The 17,905-nt window shown below is 64.9% G+C and carries 19 protein-coding genes; all 19 read right to left on the bottom strand.

The window, feature by feature from the left end:
• Positions 1-15 precede the first annotated feature (15 nt).
• Positions 16-501, bottom strand: coding sequence for a rod-binding protein (locus AC0L3X_RS07465; protein ID WP_063981319.1), 486 nt, complete (start codon positions 499-501; stop codon positions 16-18).
• The gene (locus tag AC0L3X_RS07460; RefSeq protein WP_063986115.1) at positions 498-917 is read right to left on the bottom strand and encodes a hypothetical protein; all 420 of its coding nucleotides are present in this window, start codon (positions 915-917) and stop codon (positions 498-500) included. Before AC0L3X_RS07460 ends, AC0L3X_RS07465 begins: the two co-directional genes overlap by 4 nt.
• A 5-nt stretch (positions 918-922) precedes the next feature.
• Complete coding sequence (gene fliR, locus AC0L3X_RS07455; RefSeq protein WP_063981318.1) at positions 923-1,675, bottom strand: flagellar biosynthesis protein FliR; 753 nt, start codon at positions 1,673-1,675, stop codon at positions 923-925.
• A complete protein-coding gene (gene flhA / locus AC0L3X_RS07450) occupies positions 1,672-3,753 on the bottom strand; it encodes a flagellar biosynthesis protein FlhA (protein WP_071909981.1) in 2,082 nt (693 codons plus the stop codon). Before flhA ends, fliR begins: the two co-directional genes overlap by 4 nt.
• 76 nt (positions 3,754-3,829) lie before the next feature.
• Positions 3,830-4,096, bottom strand: coding sequence for a flagellar biosynthesis protein FliQ (gene fliQ / locus AC0L3X_RS07445; RefSeq protein ID WP_014492683.1), 267 nt, complete (start codon positions 4,094-4,096; stop codon positions 3,830-3,832).
• Positions 4,093-4,512, bottom strand: a complete 420-nt coding sequence (flgD, locus tag AC0L3X_RS07440; protein WP_063981316.1) for a flagellar hook assembly protein FlgD — start codon at positions 4,510-4,512, stop codon at positions 4,093-4,095. Before flgD ends, fliQ begins: the two co-directional genes overlap by 4 nt.
• A 15-nt stretch (positions 4,513-4,527) precedes the next feature.
• A complete protein-coding gene (gene flbT, locus AC0L3X_RS07435; RefSeq protein WP_063981315.1) occupies positions 4,528-4,947 on the bottom strand; it encodes a flagellar biosynthesis repressor FlbT in 420 nt (139 codons plus the stop codon).
• On the bottom strand, positions 4,947-5,291 hold the full coding sequence (gene flaF / locus AC0L3X_RS07430) for a flagellar biosynthesis regulator FlaF (protein ID WP_208069782.1): 345 nt from the start codon (positions 5,289-5,291) through the stop codon (positions 4,947-4,949). Before flaF ends, flbT begins: the two co-directional genes overlap by 1 nt.
• Before the next feature lie 54 nt (positions 5,292-5,345).
• The gene (locus AC0L3X_RS07425; RefSeq protein ID WP_354131765.1) at positions 5,346-6,392 is read right to left on the bottom strand and encodes a flagellar hook-associated family protein; all 1,047 of its coding nucleotides are present in this window, start codon (positions 6,390-6,392) and stop codon (positions 5,346-5,348) included.
• Between the two features lie 3 nt (positions 6,393-6,395).
• Entirely contained in the window at positions 6,396-7,871 is a 1,476-nt protein-coding gene (gene flgK / locus AC0L3X_RS07420; RefSeq protein ID WP_071909975.1) for a flagellar hook-associated protein FlgK, read from the bottom strand.
• 34 nt (positions 7,872-7,905) lie between these two features.
• Positions 7,906-9,138: a flagellar hook protein FlgE gene (locus AC0L3X_RS07415; protein ID WP_063981311.1), complete on the bottom strand. Its 1,233-nt coding sequence runs from the start codon at positions 9,136-9,138 to the stop codon at positions 7,906-7,908.
• A gap of 97 nt (positions 9,139-9,235) precedes the next feature.
• Positions 9,236-9,817: a transglycosylase SLT domain-containing protein gene (locus AC0L3X_RS07410; RefSeq protein ID WP_231143352.1), complete on the bottom strand. Its 582-nt coding sequence runs from the start codon at positions 9,815-9,817 to the stop codon at positions 9,236-9,238.
• The gene (fliK, locus tag AC0L3X_RS07405) at positions 9,768-11,093 is read right to left on the bottom strand and encodes a flagellar hook-length control protein FliK (protein ID WP_231143353.1); all 1,326 of its coding nucleotides are present in this window, start codon (positions 11,091-11,093) and stop codon (positions 9,768-9,770) included. The genes AC0L3X_RS07410 and fliK overlap by 50 nt, the downstream gene beginning before the upstream one ends.
• The gene (locus AC0L3X_RS07400) at positions 11,090-12,274 is read right to left on the bottom strand and encodes a chemotaxis protein (protein WP_231143354.1); all 1,185 of its coding nucleotides are present in this window, start codon (positions 12,272-12,274) and stop codon (positions 11,090-11,092) included. Before AC0L3X_RS07400 ends, fliK begins: the two co-directional genes overlap by 4 nt.
• Entirely contained in the window at positions 12,271-13,611 is a 1,341-nt protein-coding gene (locus AC0L3X_RS07395; protein WP_231143355.1) for a MotB family protein, read from the bottom strand. Before AC0L3X_RS07395 ends, AC0L3X_RS07400 begins: the two co-directional genes overlap by 4 nt.
• A gap of 6 nt (positions 13,612-13,617) precedes the next feature.
• The gene (locus AC0L3X_RS07390) at positions 13,618-14,313 is read right to left on the bottom strand and encodes a hypothetical protein (protein WP_354131767.1); all 696 of its coding nucleotides are present in this window, start codon (positions 14,311-14,313) and stop codon (positions 13,618-13,620) included.
• On the bottom strand, positions 14,310-15,938 hold the full coding sequence (fliF, locus tag AC0L3X_RS07385) for a flagellar basal-body MS-ring/collar protein FliF (protein ID WP_063981305.1): 1,629 nt from the start codon (positions 15,936-15,938) through the stop codon (positions 14,310-14,312). The genes AC0L3X_RS07390 and fliF overlap by 4 nt, the downstream gene beginning before the upstream one ends.
• Positions 15,939-16,246: 308 nt before the next feature.
• Positions 16,247-17,155 carry a flagellin N-terminal helical domain-containing protein gene (locus tag AC0L3X_RS07380; protein WP_063981304.1) on the bottom strand — a complete coding sequence of 303 codons (909 nt, stop codon included), beginning with the start codon at positions 17,153-17,155 and terminating at the stop codon, positions 16,247-16,249.
• Positions 17,156-17,428: 273 nt separating this feature from the next.
• A partial coding sequence (locus AC0L3X_RS07375; protein ID WP_473316337.1) for a flagellin occupies positions 17,429-17,905 on the bottom strand: 477 nt, incomplete at its 5' end.

The following is a 17,905-nucleotide window of genomic DNA, read 5'->3' as shown; positions in this document are numbered from 1 at the left end:
TCACCCATTCCCGGATCATGATCCGGTCTTTTCCGTAACGCCGGGCCCCGCCGGTTGCGCAGCGGCCAGTTGCTTGGCAATGCCAATGCCCTTGCCCTTTGCCAGCTGAGCACCAAGCTGCTCCGCCAGCATCGACTTCCAGACGCCGCCGGCCGTGCCCTTGCCGAAGACTTCCTCCGACTCCTTCGGCAGCATCGTCTCGACGAAGGTCTGGAGAATGAACGCCTCGAACTTCCGGTACACCTCGCCGGATGCGGGCGCCTTGATCACCCGCACCGGCGGCCCGTTCACCGCACCCGGCTGCTGCGCTTCGGCAGCCTGCGCCGCGGATTGATCGGCATTCGCCGCCTTGGCCTTGCCGACCTCCGCGTCCATGGTGGCGGCGAAATCGGCGTCCGACGATTTCAGTGCATCGAGCTTCGCGGTCGCCGCCCGCTGCGTCACGGGGTCGGCGGCATCGAGGACATCGAGAACGAGGTCGGGCGTCGCTGTCACGATCATGTCTTGTTCCGGCTGGCTGGCCGTGGCGTCCAGTCACGCACGGCGGGGCTTATTCCCGTCATCTCTTCGAGCGAGCGCGCCTCCGCGTCGCGAAGCTTGTCTGCGAGCGCGGCCTTCGCGACCTGCTCGAACTGTTTCACACGGCGGGTGTCCGCGCGGACCTGGTCGAGCTGCTGCGACGCCTGCGCCTGGACCGCGCGCGCACCGGCGCTCGTCCTGTTCAGGCGCCGCGCGATTGAGTCGCTCGACGAGCCCGCCGGCGGCTTGCCCTCGTTGAGGGTTCCTACCAGCCATTCCTGCTCGTCCTGCAAGCTGCGCTCCTGCTGCCGCAGATGCGCGAGCTGCCATTCGGACAGCCGGAGCTGAAGCTTCACGAGCGAGACCATCCGGCCGAGCTTGTCCGCGCGCGACGTCATGACCATCACTCCGCCAGCCACGACGAGACGCCAAGCATGAATTGCGTCAAGAGCTCGTCGCTCGTGAGGTAGAGCAGCAGGAAGCCGCCGAACAGCACGAAGGGCACCGAGATGAAATAGACCGGAATTGCCGGCGTCAGCTTGTTGATCAGGCCGACCGCGAGGTTGACGATGACCGAATAGACGATGAAGGGGCTCGTGATCCGCAGCGTCAGCACGAACGCCTCGGACAGGCGGCTGACGAGCTGTTCGAGCGCCATGCTGCCGCCGATCCTGTTGCCGGGCTGCCAGACGTCGTAGGAGTTCATCAGCCCGCGCAGGACCTGCCAGTGCTGATCGGTCATGAAGAACAGCGTGGTGACGGCTGCCATGATCAGCGGGACCAGGGCCGGCGCCGGATCGGTGTCGCCGACCGGCGTTCCCGGGATGTTGCTCAGCCCGATCGCGCCCGCCATCACGGTCGCCATGGTCTGCAGCGCGAGGAAGAACACGCGCCCGCCGAGCCCGATGACGCTGCCGACCACGAGCTCGGAGCAGATCAGGAGCGCAAGCGTCAGCGGCGCGGCGTTGTCGGTGAGAGGTTTCAGGACCGAGATCAGGATCGGCGTCAGCGCAAACGTCGTGACGAGCGCGACGAACAGGCGAACCTGGGCCGGAACGTTGACGCTGGAATAGCCGGGTACGAGCATCAGGCAGGCGCCGATGCGGCAGAACACGATGAACGTGACCAGCACGCTGTCGGCCAGGCCGCTGATCACGATATGGCTCCCAGCGCCCTGATCTCGGCACTGCGCGCGACCTCGACATGCGACAGGACCGGCAAGGTCGGGAACACCCGCTCCAGGATCATCCGGACATAGGGGCGGGCTTCGGGGGTGACCGCCAGAACCACGCTGGTGCCGTTCTCGGTGAATTTTCGGATCGCGGCGCTGGCTTCGGTTGCGAACTGCTCGATCAGGCGAGGATCGGCGTCGAATTCGAAGACTTCGCCCTTGGCGTCGCGCTTCAGGCTCTGGTGGAACGCCAGGTCCCAGCGATTGCCGAGGCGGACGACGTTCAGCACACCGTTGTCGGAAAGGTCGCCGCAGATCTGCTGCGCAAGTCGCGTCCGCACATGCTCCGCGACCTGCTCGGAGCGCCGCACATGGGGTGCGATCTCGGCAATGGCCTCAAGGATCAAATGGAGATTGCGGATCGACACGCGCTCGGCCAGCAGGATCTTCAGGATCGCCAGCAGGCCCGAATAGGAGATCTGCGACGGGCAGAGATCCTCGACCAGGCGCTTGTATTCGGGATCGAGACGGTCGAGCAGGCCGCGCATGTCCTTGTAGGATAGCAGCTGTGCGAGATTTGCCCTGAGCACTTCGCTCAAGTGCGTGAGCAGCACCGACAGGTTGTCGACGGGCTTGCAGCCCTGACGCTTGACCTCGTCGGTGAACGCCTCCGTCACCCACAGCGCCTTCATGCCGAAAGCGGGTTCGATCACCTCTTCGCCGGGCACGTCGGGCTTACCGTCCTTGTCGACGAGCACCAGCACCTCGCCGAGCCGCAGCTCGCCATGGGCGATACGCGTGTCGTGGATCCGGATCTGGTATCCCTTGGGATCGATCGACAGATTGTCGCTGAGCTTGATCTCCGGAATGACGAAGCCGTATTGCTTGGCAAACTTCTTGCGGAGCTTGCTGACCCGGTGCCCAAGCTCGGTGCGCGCGCCCAGCAGATGGACCGACAGATGGCCGCCGAGCGACACCTCGATCTCTGCGGTCTTGAGCGATTCCTTGACGGATTCCTTGGCATCGGCCTGGGCGCGCTCGTCGGCCTTGCGCGCATGCTCTTTCTTCTCCCGCGCCGCCTGCCGCCGCGGCAGCGAGTAGCCGACAAAGGCCATGGCACCGCCGAGCAGCACGAAGGGTGCCATCGGCAGCCCAGGCATCAAGGCGAGCACGAACATCATCAACGACGCCGCCGACACCGCGCGCGGGTAGCCACCGAGCTGCCTCAGCACGGCCTGCTCGGCCGACCCCCTGGTGCCGCCCTTGGAGACCAGGAGGCCCGCCGACAGCGACACGATCAGTGCCGGCATCTGCGTTACCAGACCGTCGCCGACGGAGAGTTTGGTGTAGACGTCGGCGGCGCGCGACAGCGTCAGCCCGTGATGCGTCACGCCGATGATGATGCCGCCGAAGATGTTGATCGCCGTGATGATCAGGCCGGCGATTGCGTCGCCGCGGACGAATTTCGAAGCACCGTCCATTGCGCCGAAGAACGCGCTTTCCTCCTCGAGCTCGCGGCGCCGGCGCTGGGCCTCCTTGTCATCGATGAGGCCCGCGGAGAGGTCGGCGTCGATCGCCATCTGCTTGCCCGGGATGGCGTCCAGGGTGAAGCGGGCACCGACTTCGGCGATACGCGTTGCGCCCTTCGTGATCACGACGAAATTCACCGTCACCAGGATCGCGAAGATGATCAGACCGATGACGAAGTCGCCGCCCATGACGAACTTCGAGAAGCCGGCAACGACGTGACCCGCGGCTTGTTCGCCCTCCCCGCCCCGCGACAGGATCAGACGGGTGGTCGCAACGTTGAGTGCCAGCCGCAGGATCGTCGCGATCAGCAGCACGGTCGGGAAAGCGGAGAAATCGAGCGGCCGCTGGATCCACAGCGCGACCATCAGGATCAGCGCGGACAGCGCGATCGAGAAGGCGAGGCCGAGGTCGATCAGGATCGGCGGTATGGGCAGGAACAGGATCGTGAGCATGGCCACGATACCGCCCGCGAAAAAGGCGTCGGCCCCCAATCGTCGCGGGGTCGGCAGGCTAGCAGCTAATGTATCGGCCATGGGTCACCGGCAGAGGGTCCGCCCCGCAATCTGCCGTGCAAAGCTTACGCGAGGGTGGTGGCCGGGCTCGCGCGGATCAGAAGCCGTGCTCGATCCGCGAATAGACCATCTCGGTGAAGGTGGAGAGATGGGCGCCGATGAAGGAGCCGGAGACGGCAACGACCAGGAGGATGACGATGATCTTCGGCACGAAGGTCAGCGTCACCTCCTGGACCTGGGTCAGCGCCTGGATCAGCGCAATGGCGGTGCCGACGAGCATCGCGGCGCCGACGGCGGGGCCGGAGGCGACGATGATGGTCCAGATCGCCGCCTGGACGATGTCGAGGGCGTCCCGCTCGTTCATGACTGGCTGATCGTAAGGCCGGGCCCGACCGCGACCTTCGTGCCGTTCTCGAGGGTTGCGATGGAGCCATCGTTGTTGATGGAGATCGAAACGACCTTGCCGCTGAAGGTCGCGCCGGTCGCGTCGGTGAAGCTGACGGTCTTTCCGATCAGCCCGTTGGCCTGCGACAGCGACTGCGACGACAGCAGCGCATCGAGCTTCGAGTTGGTCTGCATGGCCTGCTCGACCGTCGAGAGCTGGGCGAACTGGCTCATGTACTGCGAGGTATCCATCGGATTGGTGGGATCCTGGTTCTTCATCTCGGCGACGAGGAGCTGAAGAAAGGTATTGTAGTCGACGGTGTTGCTCGCCGTGTTCTTCGTGGAATCGGTCGCATTGGACTTGCTGGTGCTGTCGGTCGCGCTGTTGACGTTCATGTAGCCTCTCCGCTGTCAGGCAGCCTCGAATGGGATCTCGGTGGCGACGCCGGCCAGGCCGGCCAGGATTGCGTCCTCTACCGGGAACAGTCCCCGGATCCGCTTGAGCGCCTCGAAATATCGGGTCGTGCGGACCAGCTCGTGGATCGTGGCGAGCCCGTCGAGCATCTCACGGCTCTCGCAAACCGCGAGCAGGGCCGCGTGATGCTCCCCGTAGAGCGCGACTGCGGCGCCGATATCCGTCGGGTTCATCAGCATGAGCTGGACGATGAAATAGAGCTGCCGCATCGCCGTAGTGGCGTCGGAAGCCTGCATGACCTGCCCTTCGAGCAGGAACATCACGTCGTTGACGAGCTCGACGGAGACCTTGCGGTCCACGCGCAGCACTGCGCCGTTGACGTAGATCCGCTCACCCGCCCGCAAGGATATTTTCATCAGAGCGCGTCTCGGATCAGGCGGTTGATTTCGATGAGCTGCATCACGTCGTTCGACTTCTCCTCGCGAAGCCGATCGGCTTCCTTGACGACCCACAGGCCGATCGAGATGATGTCGGCGCGCAACTTTTCCGGGAGTGCGTTCTCCGGATGGGCGAGATCCTCGATGAAGATCGTCCACAGCCGCCGCACGTAGAGCAGACTCTCGACCAGATCTTCGAAGCTGAAGCGCCCGCCCTGGACCCGCTCGAGCCGGTCGATGCCGAGACTGAGCGCCTGCCGCTCGCGGCCCCGCGCCTCAGAGGCGCTATCATCGACGACCGCTTCATAGGCTTCAAACGTCATCAGAACCACTCTGCGCAGGAGACCGAACAACAAGACAAAGTTACAGACCCCGGCTCAGAGATAGTTGATCAGGCTGATCTGCTGGAGCTGCGACGTCAGCGACAGCGCCGTCTTGATCTGGGTCTGCAGGGTGTTGACCCGGACCGAGGCCTCCGTCGGGTCGACGGCCTCCATCTTGACGATCTGATTGTTCAGAATGTCCTGCTGCGTCTTGAGCTTTTCGGTGGCGCCGGTGACCCGCTGCTGGACCGTGCCGACGCCGCCGCCGAGCGTAGCGAGGTCCGTGATGGCGTTACCGACGAGGCCGATGGCCTTGTCCACGACGACCTGGAACGTGTCCTGGCTCAGGTTCGCGTTCCCAAGATCCGCCATCATGGTGTAGGCCTCGGCGAGCCTACGGAAGCCGATCTGGTTGGCGCTAACGGACGTATCGGCGATCTCGGTCGTGGAGATACGGCTTTGCATGGTCTGGTCGGTGGCCGTTGACCAATTGGTGTTCCAGGCCGGGCTCGCGAACTCGGCATCGAAGGTGGTGTTGAGGAAGGCCTGCATTTGGGCCGGGGTAATGGTGCTCACGCTGGCCGAGGATTGCGAGAAGCCGAAGGTCGCAAGGAAATCGGCATCGACCTGGTTCTTGCTGGCCGAACCCGCAGTGTAAGCCGTGATCGGCGTGTTCTGCGTGTTGACCCCCGAGAAGAGATACGAGCCATTATAGGAGACGTTCAGCGCGCCGATCAGATCCTGGAGGTTGGCGGACGCAGGCGGCAGGATGATCCGCCCGCCGCCGTCGGTGCTGCGGGCCGCGATCAGGTCCTTGAGGAAAGAGGTTGCGGTTGCGCCCAGCTGGGTGATCCGGTTCTGCGTCGTGTCCAGGCGCCCCGAGACGAGCCCGTTGGTATCGACGAGCTGATCGGCGAAGCTCAGGTCCGCCCGCAGGGTGACGTCGCTTCCCGTCGTGGCACCAAGCTCGAGGCCGACATCGGCGAAGCGGCCGGTGGTGGCTTCCTTCGAGGCCTTGGTCAGCGCGGCCTGATTGTTCGTGATCGAGGACCTCAACGACGAAGACAGCATCAGGGTCGAGATGTAGTTGGCGCTCATCATGACTTAATTCCCCACGGCGGCCAGCAGGCTCTGCAACATTTGGTCGACGGTCGAGATGATCTTCGACGACGCCGAATAGGTACGTTCGACCTGAAGCATCAAGGACATCTCGTCGTCCATGTTGACGCCGCTGACGTTCGACAGCGCTGCGGAGCTGCGGTCGAGTAGCGTGTTCTGATAGGTGGCGTTGTCGTCCGCGGCCTTGCGCTGGTTTTCGATCCAGCTCGTCGACGACGCCGCGAAGTCGATCAAGCTGCCGCTCGGCTTGCCTTGCGTGGTTGCATCGAACGGCTGCGACGCATCCATGTTGCCGATCAGCTGCTGCAGCCTGGTCGAGTAGCCGGCATTGCCGGTGGTGTTGTATCTGTAGGCGACGTTGCCGCTGATCGCGCCATCACGCAGCAGGTTGGGATTGCCGCCCTGGGCCGGGTCGACCGACGCGGCAACGCTGATCGAGCCGGCCAGGCCGACCGAGACGGTCGCGCTTGCGGGCATCGCGGGTGAGCCGGGATAGGTGAAGAGGCCGGGCCGGTCGGGCAGCGCGGCGCCGGACTGGTCGACCTCCTTGAAGGATTCGACAAGGCCGCGTGCGACCTCGTCGAGCTGGCTCTGATACGTGACCGTGGCGTTGTCGCGCAATTGGGCGAGGCCAGCGAGCTTGCCGGTCTTGATCGGCATCACGGAATTGGCGCCGGTGACCGGGACACCGTCGATATAGACAGCATTTCCGGTGGTCCCGGGCGTATAGATGTTGGTCGCCGCGAAGCTGACCGAGCGCGCCGTCTTGTCGAACAGCACGACACCGCTGTCGGTGTAGAGCGCCGCGTCGCCGTTGGCGCGCAGCGTCATCGAGACGCCGACCTCCTGCGACATCTTCGAGACGATGTTGTCGCGCTGGTCGAGATAATCGGTGACGTCGTCGCCGGCGATCGTCCCCTTCACGATCGCGGTGTTGACCTTATCGAACTGGGTCAGGAGCTGATTGATATTCCCGACCGAAGTCGCCATGTCGGCGTCCGCTCCCTGGCGCACCGTCTGCACGGTCTTGGTGGCCTGGTTGAGCGCGGTCGCCATGTCCTTGGCGGACGTGACCGCCGCCTGCGCCAGCGTGGTGTTGTCCGGAGCGTTGGCATATTGCTGGAGCGCCTGCTTCAGCTTGTTGAGCTGGGCGGCCGGCGACTGCCCAAGTTCGGGATCGTCCACAGTCGAGGCCGATATCTTCTGAAGACCGTCCAGGATCGCATTCTGCTTGGCGGACCCAGACGTCGCGATCAGGACGTTATTATAGAGACCCGAGCTGGCGGCGCGCTGGATCGCCGCCACATAGACGCCGGCCCCGGGGAGATTGTCCAGCACGGCGATCTTGCGCGAATAGCCGGCGGCGCTGGCACCGGCTATGTTGCGCGAGATCGTCGACGACTGGATACCCGACGCCATGAGCGACGCACGAGCGGAGTCGAGAGCGGCGGTAAGGGACATAATCTGCTCTTGCCCGGAATGAGCGCTTGAGGATTCAGCGCTTCAGGTTGACGACGACGTCGAGAAGATCGGCGCCGGTCTGGAACGATTTCGAATTCGCAGTGAAGCCGCGCTGCGCCTCGATCATCCCGGTGAGTTCGTCCGCGAGGTCGACGTTGGAGTCCTCCAGCGCGCCCGACTGGACAGTGCCGAGACCGCCGGTACCGGCATTCCCGGCCTGCGCGTTGCCGGAATTCATGTTGGTCGAATAGACGTTGCCGGGCTCCGGCGTCAGGTTGTCGGGGCTCGCGACGTCGGCGAGCATGATGGTGTAGAGCGTCAGCTGCTGACCGTTCTTGAGGATCGCCGTCACGAAGCCCGAATCGTCGACATCGACTTTGTCGATGGCCGATGGAACGCTGCCATTGACAGTCGCCTTGAAGCTGAAGTCGGTTCCGACCTGCGTCATGTTCGACAGGTCCAGGCTCATCGCCGCACCGCCGGGAACGGTGAGGGCGAGAGTCGTCGGGCTCGCCGCGGCCAGCGTGCCTTTGCCGGCTGCGGTCGTATCGAAGGTGAAAGTGGTGGCGGCACCGACCGACGCACCTGTCGCGGAGTTGTAAGCCTGAAGCTGCCAGGTGTCAGAGCCGGCGGCCGTCGCCGTGTGGGACATGTAGACGTCGAGCGTAACGGCCTGGCCGATATTGTTGTAGGCCACGATCGAGCTCTTCGACGAATATGACGCCGGCCCGGGCGGACCGGCGATCACAGCCGCTTTCGGATCCAGATTGCCGGTCGTGAGCGTTCCCGCCGTCGACGGCACAGGCACTTGCGAAACCTGGGCAATGTTGACGATCTGCATGCCGGACAGGCTGTTCTGCGAGAAATTGGTCACCTTACCAGGCTGGCCCAGGAGGTAGTAGCCGGCCGCGTTGACCAGATTGCCCTGGGCGTCCGGCACGAACGAGCCGGCGCGCGTCAGATATTGCTGCGTGTTGGCGGCGTTCGACACCACGAAGAAGCCGTTGCCCTGCACGGCGAGGTCCGTGGTCGACGTGGTGAACTGCGTGTGTCCCGCGTCGCTGATGGCGTAGCGAACCGTCGTCTCGACGGCGCCGGAGTCGTAATTGCCCGAGCCGCTCTTCAGGATCAGTGACGAGAATTCCGTCGAAGCCCGCTTGTAACCGGTCGTGTTGACGTTCGCGATGTTGTCCGAAACCGTCGACAGCTTGTTGGACTGCGCGCTCATTCCGGAAACGCCGGTGCGCATAACACCATACAGGCTCATGAAGTAGGCTCCTTTGTCAGGTTGTATCTACAATGCGGGTTCTTGCTTGCGCGGAGCTGATGATTAGGATCCGTGCACAACTTTCAGGTTGTAGCGGTCACGTTGTCTTCGGCTGACAGAACGAGCGCGCCTTGTCGGTCCACGCGCCGAAGCCGCTGGAGACGAGATGCGCGACGATGTGACAGACGTAGCGCTTCTGCGCGGGCTGATTGTTGGGGCCTGCGTTGTAGCGCGCGACCGCCATGGTCCAGCTGCCCTCGCGCTGCTTCAGCTCTTTCAGGAAGCGTGCGGCGTATTCGACGTTCTTCGCGGGATCGAACATCGCGCGCACCGACGTGAACTTGTCGCCGTGATAATAATGGTTGATCTGCATGCAGCCGAGGTCGATCAGCTTGATGCCCTTGCTGCGCATCGTCTCGAAATTCGCGATCGCGTCGTTCATGTCCTTGGCGAACACGGTCTGGCCGTCGGCGCCGAGCGCGTAAGGGTGGAGCGAACCGCGCCGTCCGGTCTCGGTGAGGCCGACCGCATAGAGAATGCCGAGCGGGATCCCATGCTGCTGGGACGCGCGCGCCATCTCGCGCTCGCACGGGCGCGCGTTGTTGGTCGCCGCTGCCGCGGCGCCCGCGCTACAGATAAACAGGGCCGCGGCGAATATGCGGCCCCACGTCCTGGTCATGACGCGTCTCCTCGTTGGACTGGCGCTCCTGCCGGGCCTGCTTCGCACCGCCGTCCGATTGCCCGGACGACGTGCCGGCGCCGCCGAACGTGCCTTGCGACTGCGACGATGGCTGTTGCTGGCCGGAGAGCTGCGGCTGCGGCTGGCCGGAGCCGCTCTGGAATCCGTCCAGCGAGCCGTGCTGCACGGGCGCGACGTCGGCGACATAGCCCGCCGACTGCATGAGATCGCGGATCGACTCGCGCTGCTGATCCAGCATCAGGCTGGTGTCCTTGCGCGCGGCCGCGAGGTGAACGGAAACCTCCGAGCCGACAAGGCGAAGGCGTACCGTGACGTTGCCGAGTGCCGGCGGTTCGAGATTGATCGTCAGGATCTTCAGCGGCTCAGGCGCATTGGTCCGCGACGTCGCGAGATCGGGGGCGGTGGACGCCGTCGGAGCCGGCGACTCCTTCAGCTCGGCGACGACTGCGTTGGCGATCTGCTGCGGAGCGCTGAACTGCGCCGGCGGCAGATGGGTCTCCTGCTGGACCACGGTGACCTTGGTCGCTTCGGGCAATGCGTCCCGCGCCGAGGCTTTGACGGCGCGTTCGACATTGGCCGTGACGGCCTCGAAGCCTTGCGTCGCGGGCATTGGCTTCGAGGACGCATCGCTGCCTTGCTGCGCGGCTGCCGCCGCCTGCGAAGGCGCGGCCTGCGAGCGCGTGCCCGTTGAAGCGGCAGCGGGCGGCGCGGGCTCGGCAGAGGTGACCTTCGCCATGCCCTGGACCTCACGCTTCGTCGTGGCAGAGCGCTCGTCGCGCGCAGGCGCGTCCTTCTTGTCGGCCGCCGGCGATTGCAGTTGCGGCTTCGCGGCCGGCACGGCGGCGAACTGCTGTTCGACGACCACCGGAATGCTGGATCGGGCCGAAACATCGGTCTTCGCGCTGTGGTCGACCGGAGTTTGCGTCTCCGGCGATTTTTCAGTTTTCTCGTCGGACGATTTGCGAATGGATTCGGGCTCGTCATCCGCCTCGGTGCGTTCCCGCACCGTCTTGTCCTTGTCGGCCGGGCGCGCGAGGTGCGTGCGCAGCGATCCGGCCTTCGCGCTCGTGTTGCCGCCCTCGTCGTTGAGCGCCCGCTTCGCGAGATTCGAGACGGTGTGCAGCAGATCGTTGAACGACGAATCTGCCGGCGATTTCGTTCCGGCGGATTTTCCCGAGCGCGATGCGCCGCGCACGTTGAGGCTTTCGGCGAGACCCGAAAAGACCTGTCCGGAGGTTCCACTGAGCTTCGTCATGGGCGATCCCTGGTAAGGCGTTCGAGTTCGCCGAGCTGCTTCCGCGCGCGCGCAAGCGTCTCGGTCGACGCGGCGAGATCGAGACGCGCCGGCGTGACCGGAGGCTTGTCGGCGGCGGCGGTGGATCCGCCCGCGAACGGCTTGCGGACATCGAGTGCGAGCTGCAACGTCGCATTCAGCAACGGAACGTCGCGCTCGGGCAACTTCGAGCGGTCGAGGGCCTTCAACTCGGCGACACCGCCGTCATACTCGTCAGTGAGCGCCCGCGAGACGCCGCGGAAGAAATGCGCGCGCTCGCGATCCTCCGACGCGTCGGCGCTGAGCGTCAGCGCACGCTCGCCTGCAAGCCGGGTCACCGCCAGCCGTCCATGCACCATCGCGGTGCGCGCGATCACGAGATAAAGCTTGAGGCGGCTCGCGCGGTCGATCTGCTCCAGCAGAGTGACGATCCGCGCAAACCGGCGCTCGTCCAGAGCAATGCTCGATTGCGTCAGGCCGGAGGCGAAGCGCTGCCAGAAGTCCCCGGCATAGACCGAGTTGCGGTAATGGCGGATATAGGCGAGCGTCAGGAACTCGAACTTGTCGAAATCCTCGGCCTGCCCGACCAGCAGGATCTCGCGCCGCAGCGCCGCCTCCTCCACCAGCGTGCCCGGCAACAGCAGTCGCGCGTCGTCCAGACGCTCGATCGCGAGCGATGCCTCGGCGCGCGCGAACAGCGCGCCCTGGACCAGCGCGACCTGTCCGCCCAGGCCCGTTGGCAACGTGCGCGGCTTGACGTCCTTGAGCAGTTCGCGCGCTTCGTCCTGGCGGCCTTCGACATAGGCCAGCGCACCATTGAATAGCCGCTCGTCGACGTTCAGCTTGTCGCGCGGCAGCTTTCGGACGACCTGCGGCCCGCCGCCGCTGAGCAAATAGATGATGACGGCCTGGCCGTTCTGCGCGTTGCTCCACACGCTCGGATCGGCGGCGAGGAACTTTTCACCGACCTGCCGGGTCAGCGCGATGTGGCTGCCATGCGCCGCGGTGTCGCCGCGGGCAATGCCATCCTGCACCGCCTGCAAGGTGCGCACGAGCTCATAGGGCTCGCCCGAGGTTGGTGCCGGGGACGGTGCCGGATCGGCAAACGCGCATACCGTCGTGAACGGCAGCAGCAGCGCGGCGCGCAGGAGCGGCCTGATCAAGGGCGCTTCTCCCGGATCAGGATCTCGATCCGGCGGTTCTGGGCGGCAGCAGGATCGTTCGTCAGTTTCGGCCGCCGATCGGCGTAGCCTTCGACATGCTCGATCCGCTGCGCATCGACGCCGGACCGAACCAGCATGTAGTAAGCCATCTGCGCGCGCGCGGTCGACAGCCGCCAATTGTCGTAATTCTCGGACTTGTAAGGCCGATTGTCGGTGTGGCCGCGGACGATGATCATGCCCTGGCGCTTCGTCAGCAGCGGCCCGATCTTGTCGATCACGCGGATCAGCTCAGGCCGCGGCTCGGCCGAGCCGACCGCGAACATCCCGAAGCTCGCATCGTCGGTCAGGCTGATCAGAAGGCCCTCCTCGACCTGACGCACCTCGGCAACCGGGCCCGCACCGGCCTTGATGTCCGACAGCGCATCCGCAATAGCAGACTGAAGCTGCTTGACGGTCGGCTGCTGGGTCTGTGCCACATCGCGCGATTCGGAATTCTTTGCTTGATCGCCGGGGCGTGGCTGCGCGGCGGCATTGGCTTGAGCGCCAGCCTGGGCGCCCGGTTGCGGCGCATTTGCCTGGGCACTGCCATCGCGTTGAGCCTGCGAAGGCGCAGGCCCCGGCGGCAGCAGGGGCGACAGGCTTGCGGACGACGCGTCCGCGTTCGGCGCCACGCTTCCGCCGGCATCGTCCTGCTTGGCACGTTGCGCCTGCGGCTCGCCCTGACCTGTCGCGGACGCGTTGTCGCGCGCGGACGCGTTCGGCTTTGGCTCGCTGTCGACGAAGTGATCCGCATCCTTGGACGTCTGCGGCGTCAACTTCCAATAGCCGGGATCGAAGGGATCGCGGTAGGCATCGCCGCCCTTGAGGCCGTCCTCTTCGGCGGAGGTCAGCGCGCCGGCACGGCGCTGGCCCGAGGCCTGGTTCGCGCTGTTGGCGATCTCGGCAAGCGTCGCATAGGGATCGCGGAACAGAACCTTCTCTTCGAAGGAGGCAGGCTTCTCCGCCGTCGGCGAGTCTCCGCGACGTTCTTCGTTCGGCCCGGCCGGCTGACGCTTGCCGTCCTGGCCTTCGAACTGCGTCGGCTCCTTCTTGCTGAGATCCTTGAGGCCCTTCGGGGCGGGTGCGTTCTCCGCGAGCTTGATCGGGTTGAAATAGCTCGCGACCACCTGCTTCTGGTCCTGGTTGAGCGCATTGAGCAGCCACATGACCAGAAAGAACGCCATCATCGCGGTCATGAAGTCCGCATACGCGATCTTCCAGACGCCACCGTGATGCGCCTCCTCGGCGAAGGCGCTGCGCCTGCGGATGATCACCAGCTCGTGCTTGACTTCTTCCATGGCAGACTACCGGCGCGCCTCGTTCAGACGTTCGCTCCACGCCGCAATCTGCGTCTCGATCACGGTCTGGTCGGCGACAACGCGGACCTCGAAAGTCTCGGCGGCTTCGTATTCAATCCCGGTTCGCCGGGCCGTCTGGAGCTGCGAGCGCACCAGATCGAGCAATTCGCCCGGGCCGGTGATCTTGAACACCGGCACCGGCGAATTGCCGGTCAGCGCTGCGATCTGCTCGACCAGCGATCCGATCGCCTTGTCACGGACGGCATCGGCGAGGAAAGGCAGCAATATCCGCGCAACCGAGCTTGCGATGTTGGTTTCGATCTCGCGGCAGGCCGTCTCGAAGCCGCCCACGATCGTGGCCGCCTGCTGGTCGGACCATTTGGCCCGCTCCTCGCCGAGCCGGATCGCGCTGCGAACGCGCTCCTCGGCAATCCTGGCATCGCCTTCCGCGACACCGGCGGCATGGCCGCGACGATAGGCATCCTCGAGAAGATTGACCGGCGGGGCTTCGGCCTCGGGCGCCGGAAGCGGCGACTGAAGCTGCGGCTGCGATTGGGCCTGACGCGACGGCTGGGGCTCGCGCCGCACCTCCATCGGCCTTGTCAGCACATCCTGGATCTTGGGGGGCGGAGGCGGCGGTGGAGACTTGGCCCGCCCATTCGCGTCGAACTGCGTCAGGAGTTTTCCGATAGCCGCGTTCATGCTGCCTCCTCGCGCCGCATCCAGTCTTTAAGGATTGCTGCCGCCTGCATCTGATCGAGCCGGACGATCTGCTCCAGCCGCTTCTGCGGCGTCCGCTGCATCTTGCCTTCGAGATCCTCGACGAGGTTGAGCTCGGGGTCCTGACTGTCGGCCAGTGCAAGCGCCGTTGCAGCTTCGAGCTCGGCGGCCTCGGCCGCCTCGGTCTGCTCCTGCGCTGCGCGATGCGTCAGAATGCCGTTGACCGCGGGGCGAAGGCCGAACCAGACCAGCATCGAGGCAACGGCCAGGATGGTGACCGCATTGATGACGCTGCCGAGCTGCTTGTTGATCATCTCGACGAAGCTGATCGGCGGCACCGGCGCCAGTTCGCGCGAGCCTTCGATGAAGTCGACGGCCGTGACCTGGATCTGGTCGCCCCGCTGCTTGTCCAGTCCGCCTGCCGTCGCCGCGAGCTGGCTGATCTCGGCGAGCTTGCTGTCGACGATCGCCTGGTTGCTCTTGTCGCCGAGATCGGCGACGAGCCGCGCGCGGTTGACCAGCACGGCGATGAAGAGTTTCTTGACCAGGTAACCGTCGCTCACCGTCGTCGTTGTCTTGGACGACACTTCGAAATTGGTGACGTCCTCGCGGCGGGTCTTGTCCTCGCTGGAATTCTTCGTGCCGCCGCTATTCACCTGCTGGTCCGGCAGGTTCTGCTGCACCGTGGTCGGCGTCGAACGGTCCGCATTCTGCGACGATTCCTTCTCGCGCACGTTCCGGACCGAACGCTCGGCGCGGCTCTCCGGGTCGTAGACCGTCTCGTTGGTCTGCCGCTTGTCGGTGGAGAGCTGCGGCGCGACGCTCACCTCGAAATTGTCCAGACCGAGATATGGCGTCAACGCCTTGCGGATGTTCTCCTGCACCATCCCGCCGACCGTCTTCTGGAGGCTCGCCATCTTGGTCGGGGCCGCGCTAGCCTCGTCCTCTTCGGCCAGCAGCATCGAACCGTCGGCATCCAGCACCGTCACCTTGTCGCGGCTCATGCCGGGAATGGCCGCCGCGACGAGGTGGCGGATCGACTGCGCCGTGCGCGCCTCGATCGCGCCGTCGGTGCGCAGCACGACCGACGCCGACGGCGGCTGCTGCGTCGCCCGGAACGAGCCGCGCACCGGCATCACGATATGCACCCGCGCCGCCTTGACGCCCTTCATCAACTGCACGGTGCGCGCGATCTCGCCTTCCAGCGCCCGCAGCTTGGTGACTTCCTGCATGAACGAGGTCAGGCCGAGCGAGCCGATCTTGTCGAACAGCTCGTAGCCGGAATTGGCGCTGGTCGGCAGCCCCTTCTCGGCAAGCAGCATCCGCGCCTGCATGGTCTGGCTCGGGCGCACCGAGATGGCGTCGCCGGCCGTATTGACGTCGAATGTGATATTCTGCTCGCGCAGCGCGGCGCCGATGCGCGTCACGTCTTCGCGATTCAGGCCTGTATAGAGCGTTTCGAACTCAGGCCGGCTCAGATAATAGGCGCCGCCGACGACGGTGACGAGAACGGCAAAGCCGATCAGTCCCAAGGCCATCAGGCGTCGCGGCCCAAGCTCCAGCAGATTGTTGAGCAGTTGCTGTACCTGCGCACGACTGAGCAGCATGTGACCTCGTACCAATGCGAACGTATGGGACACTCCGCTGCCAACCTTGTCTGAAGGTTGCGCAAGGAGACGAATGTGTCGGTTCGCGGGCGAGGCGTTGCAATTTTACAAGAATCCTGGACGACGCGATCAACTCAGCAGCAACAAGCAGGCGCACGAGCGCATGGCAGCGCAATCGGCTGCGGCGTGTTGCATGACGTCTGGCGTCGGAAGAACTTCCATTACGGGCACATCTTGTGCCGCCACACCCGCCGGTCATGGCAGGGACCGTGCTCCCGGGGGAGCACGGTTGTTTCCAAAGCCGAAGCTTACTTGAACAGCGACAGGATGCTCTGGCTGTTCTGGTTGGCGATCGAGAGCGCCTGAACGCCGAGCTGCTGCTGGGTCTGAAGGGCCTGGAGGCGGGTCGATTCCGCATTCATGTCGGCGTCGACGAGCTGACCGACACCGCGATCCACCGAGTCCATCAGGGTCTTGACGAACTCCGTGTTGGTCGAGATGCGGTTCTTGACGGCGCCGAGGTCGGCGGCGGCCGAGGACACCGAGTTGATCGCAGTGGTGAGCTGCGTGATGTAGCCATCGAGCGTGGTCTGGTCAGCCGTCGAGTCGGTCAGCGCGGAGATGTTGATCGTGTTGACCGACGCCGGGCCGCTCACCTTGTCCAGGATACCGGTCTGGGTCGCGGTATAGAGCGAGTAGTTGGCAATCGTCAGGGTGATGGACCCGATCGTCGGCGTGCCGCCGACGCGCGAGAACGACGACACCAGGTTGAAGGTCGCCGGAGTGGCGGCGGTCGTGCTCAGCCAGTTCACGCCGTTGAAGGTTGCCGCATCGGCGGTACCCTTCATCTGCTGCTGGATCTGGGTGATGTCGGCCTGGATCTTGGTGCGGTCGATACCAGCGGTCTTGGCTTCGACCAGCAGCGCCTGCAGCTTGGTCAGGCCGCCGGTCTTGTCGCCGACAACCGCGGTCAGAGCGGTGTATTCGGTGTCGACGGTCGCAGCCGACAGACCGAGCGAGTCGGAGACGGCGGAGAGCGCGGCGTTGTCGGCGCGCATCGACGTCGCGATCGACCAGTAGGCGGCGTTGTCGGAAGCGGTGGCCACGCGCTGGCCGGTCGAGATCCGGTTCTGCGTGGTCGCGAGCTGCGAGCTGACGCTCCGGAGTGTCTGGAGCGCGGTCATTGCAGCGGAGTTGGTAAGCAGGCTCGAGGCCATTCTTGACGTCCCTTTGAAACGGATTGAATTGATTTTGGGGACATACCGGGCTTGCACCGGTACGGCGGGGCGGCATCATGCCTTTGGGCGGCCGAAGAGCGGGCCCAACCTGTCGTAGCGGCGACGATAGCGCGCGAAGTTTGTGCGAGGCTTGTGGCGACGTGGCTGGACCGCAACACGGTGAGCCAGGAGGTCACGACGCGTGACGAGCGTACGCCAAATAAAAAGGCCGCGCTTCGCGAGAAGCGCGGCCTTCCCGGATGGTTTTGAGGCTTAGCCGCGGAACAGCGACAGGATGCTCTGGCTGTTCTGGTTGGCGATCGAGAGCGCCTGAACGCCGAGCTGCTGCTGGGTCTGCAGGGCCTGAAGGCGGGTCGATTCCGCATTCATGTCGGCGTCGACGAGCTGACCAACACCGCGGTCCACCGAGTCCATCAGGGTCTTGACGAATTCCGTGTTGGTCGAGATGCGGTTCTTGACGGCGCCGAGGTCGGCGGCGGCCGAGGCCACCGAGTTGATCCCGGCCGTGACCTGCGCGATGTAGCCATCGAGCGTGGTCATGTCAGCCGTCGAGTCGGTCAGCGCCGCGATGCTGATCGTGTCGATCGATGCAGCGCCGCTCACCTTGTCCAGGATGCCGCCCTGGGTCGCGGTGTAGAGCGAGTAGTTGGCGATCGTCAGGGTGATGGACCCGATCGTCGGCGTGCCGCCGACGCGCGAGAACGACGACACCAGGTTGAAGGTCGCCGG

The organism is Bradyrhizobium sp. MI1.7, from assembly GCF_055811795.1.
The sequence above is the reverse complement of the archived record's forward strand: the minus strand, read 5'-3'. Positions and strand labels throughout refer to the sequence as shown.

Bases quoted from the DNA above. Each gene is read 5' to 3' on its own strand.
- flbT (WP_063981315.1), bottom strand. From the start codon at position 4,947: ATGAAAATATCCTTGCGGGCGGGTGAGCGGATCTACGTCAACGGCGCA.
- AC0L3X_RS07380 (WP_063981304.1), bottom strand. From the start codon at position 17,155: ATGGCCTCGAGCCTGCTTACCAACTCCGCTGCAATGACCGCGCTCCAG.
- fliK (WP_231143353.1), bottom strand. From the start codon at position 11,093: ATGACGAAGCTCAGTGGAACCTCCGGACAGGTCTTTTCGGGTCTCGCC.
- flaF (WP_208069782.1), bottom strand. From the start codon at position 5,291: ATGACGTTTGAAGCCTATGAAGCGGTCGTCGATGATAGCGCCTCTGAG.
- AC0L3X_RS07415 (WP_063981311.1), bottom strand. From the start codon at position 9,138: ATGAGCCTGTATGGTGTTATGCGCACCGGCGTTTCCGGAATGAGCGCG.
- AC0L3X_RS07395 (WP_231143355.1), bottom strand. From the start codon at position 13,611: ATGGAAGAAGTCAAGCACGAGCTGGTGATCATCCGCAGGCGCAGCGCC.
- flgK (WP_071909975.1), bottom strand. From the start codon at position 7,871: ATGTCCCTTACCGCCGCTCTCGACTCCGCTCGTGCGTCGCTCATGGCG.
- fliF (WP_063981305.1), bottom strand. From the start codon at position 15,938: ATGCTGCTCAGTCGTGCGCAGGTACAGCAACTGCTCAACAATCTGCTG.
- AC0L3X_RS07410 (WP_231143352.1), bottom strand. From the start codon at position 9,817: ATGACCAGGACGTGGGGCCGCATATTCGCCGCGGCCCTGTTTATCTGT.
- AC0L3X_RS07390 (WP_354131767.1), bottom strand. From the start codon at position 14,313: ATGAACGCGGCTATCGGAAAACTCCTGACGCAGTTCGACGCGAATGGG.
- flhA (WP_071909981.1), bottom strand. From the start codon at position 3,753: ATGGCCGATACATTAGCTGCTAGCCTGCCGACCCCGCGACGATTGGGG.
- flgD (WP_063981316.1), bottom strand. From the start codon at position 4,512: ATGAACGTCAACAGCGCGACCGACAGCACCAGCAAGTCCAATGCGACC.
- AC0L3X_RS07460 (WP_063986115.1), bottom strand. From the start codon at position 917: ATGACGTCGCGCGCGGACAAGCTCGGCCGGATGGTCTCGCTCGTGAAG.
- AC0L3X_RS07465 (WP_063981319.1), bottom strand. From the start codon at position 501: ATGATCGTGACAGCGACGCCCGACCTCGTTCTCGATGTCCTCGATGCC.
- fliQ (WP_014492683.1), bottom strand. From the start codon at position 4,096: ATGAACGAGCGGGACGCCCTCGACATCGTCCAGGCGGCGATCTGGACC.
- AC0L3X_RS07425 (WP_354131765.1), bottom strand. From the start codon at position 6,392: ATGATGAGCGCCAACTACATCTCGACCCTGATGCTGTCTTCGTCGTTG.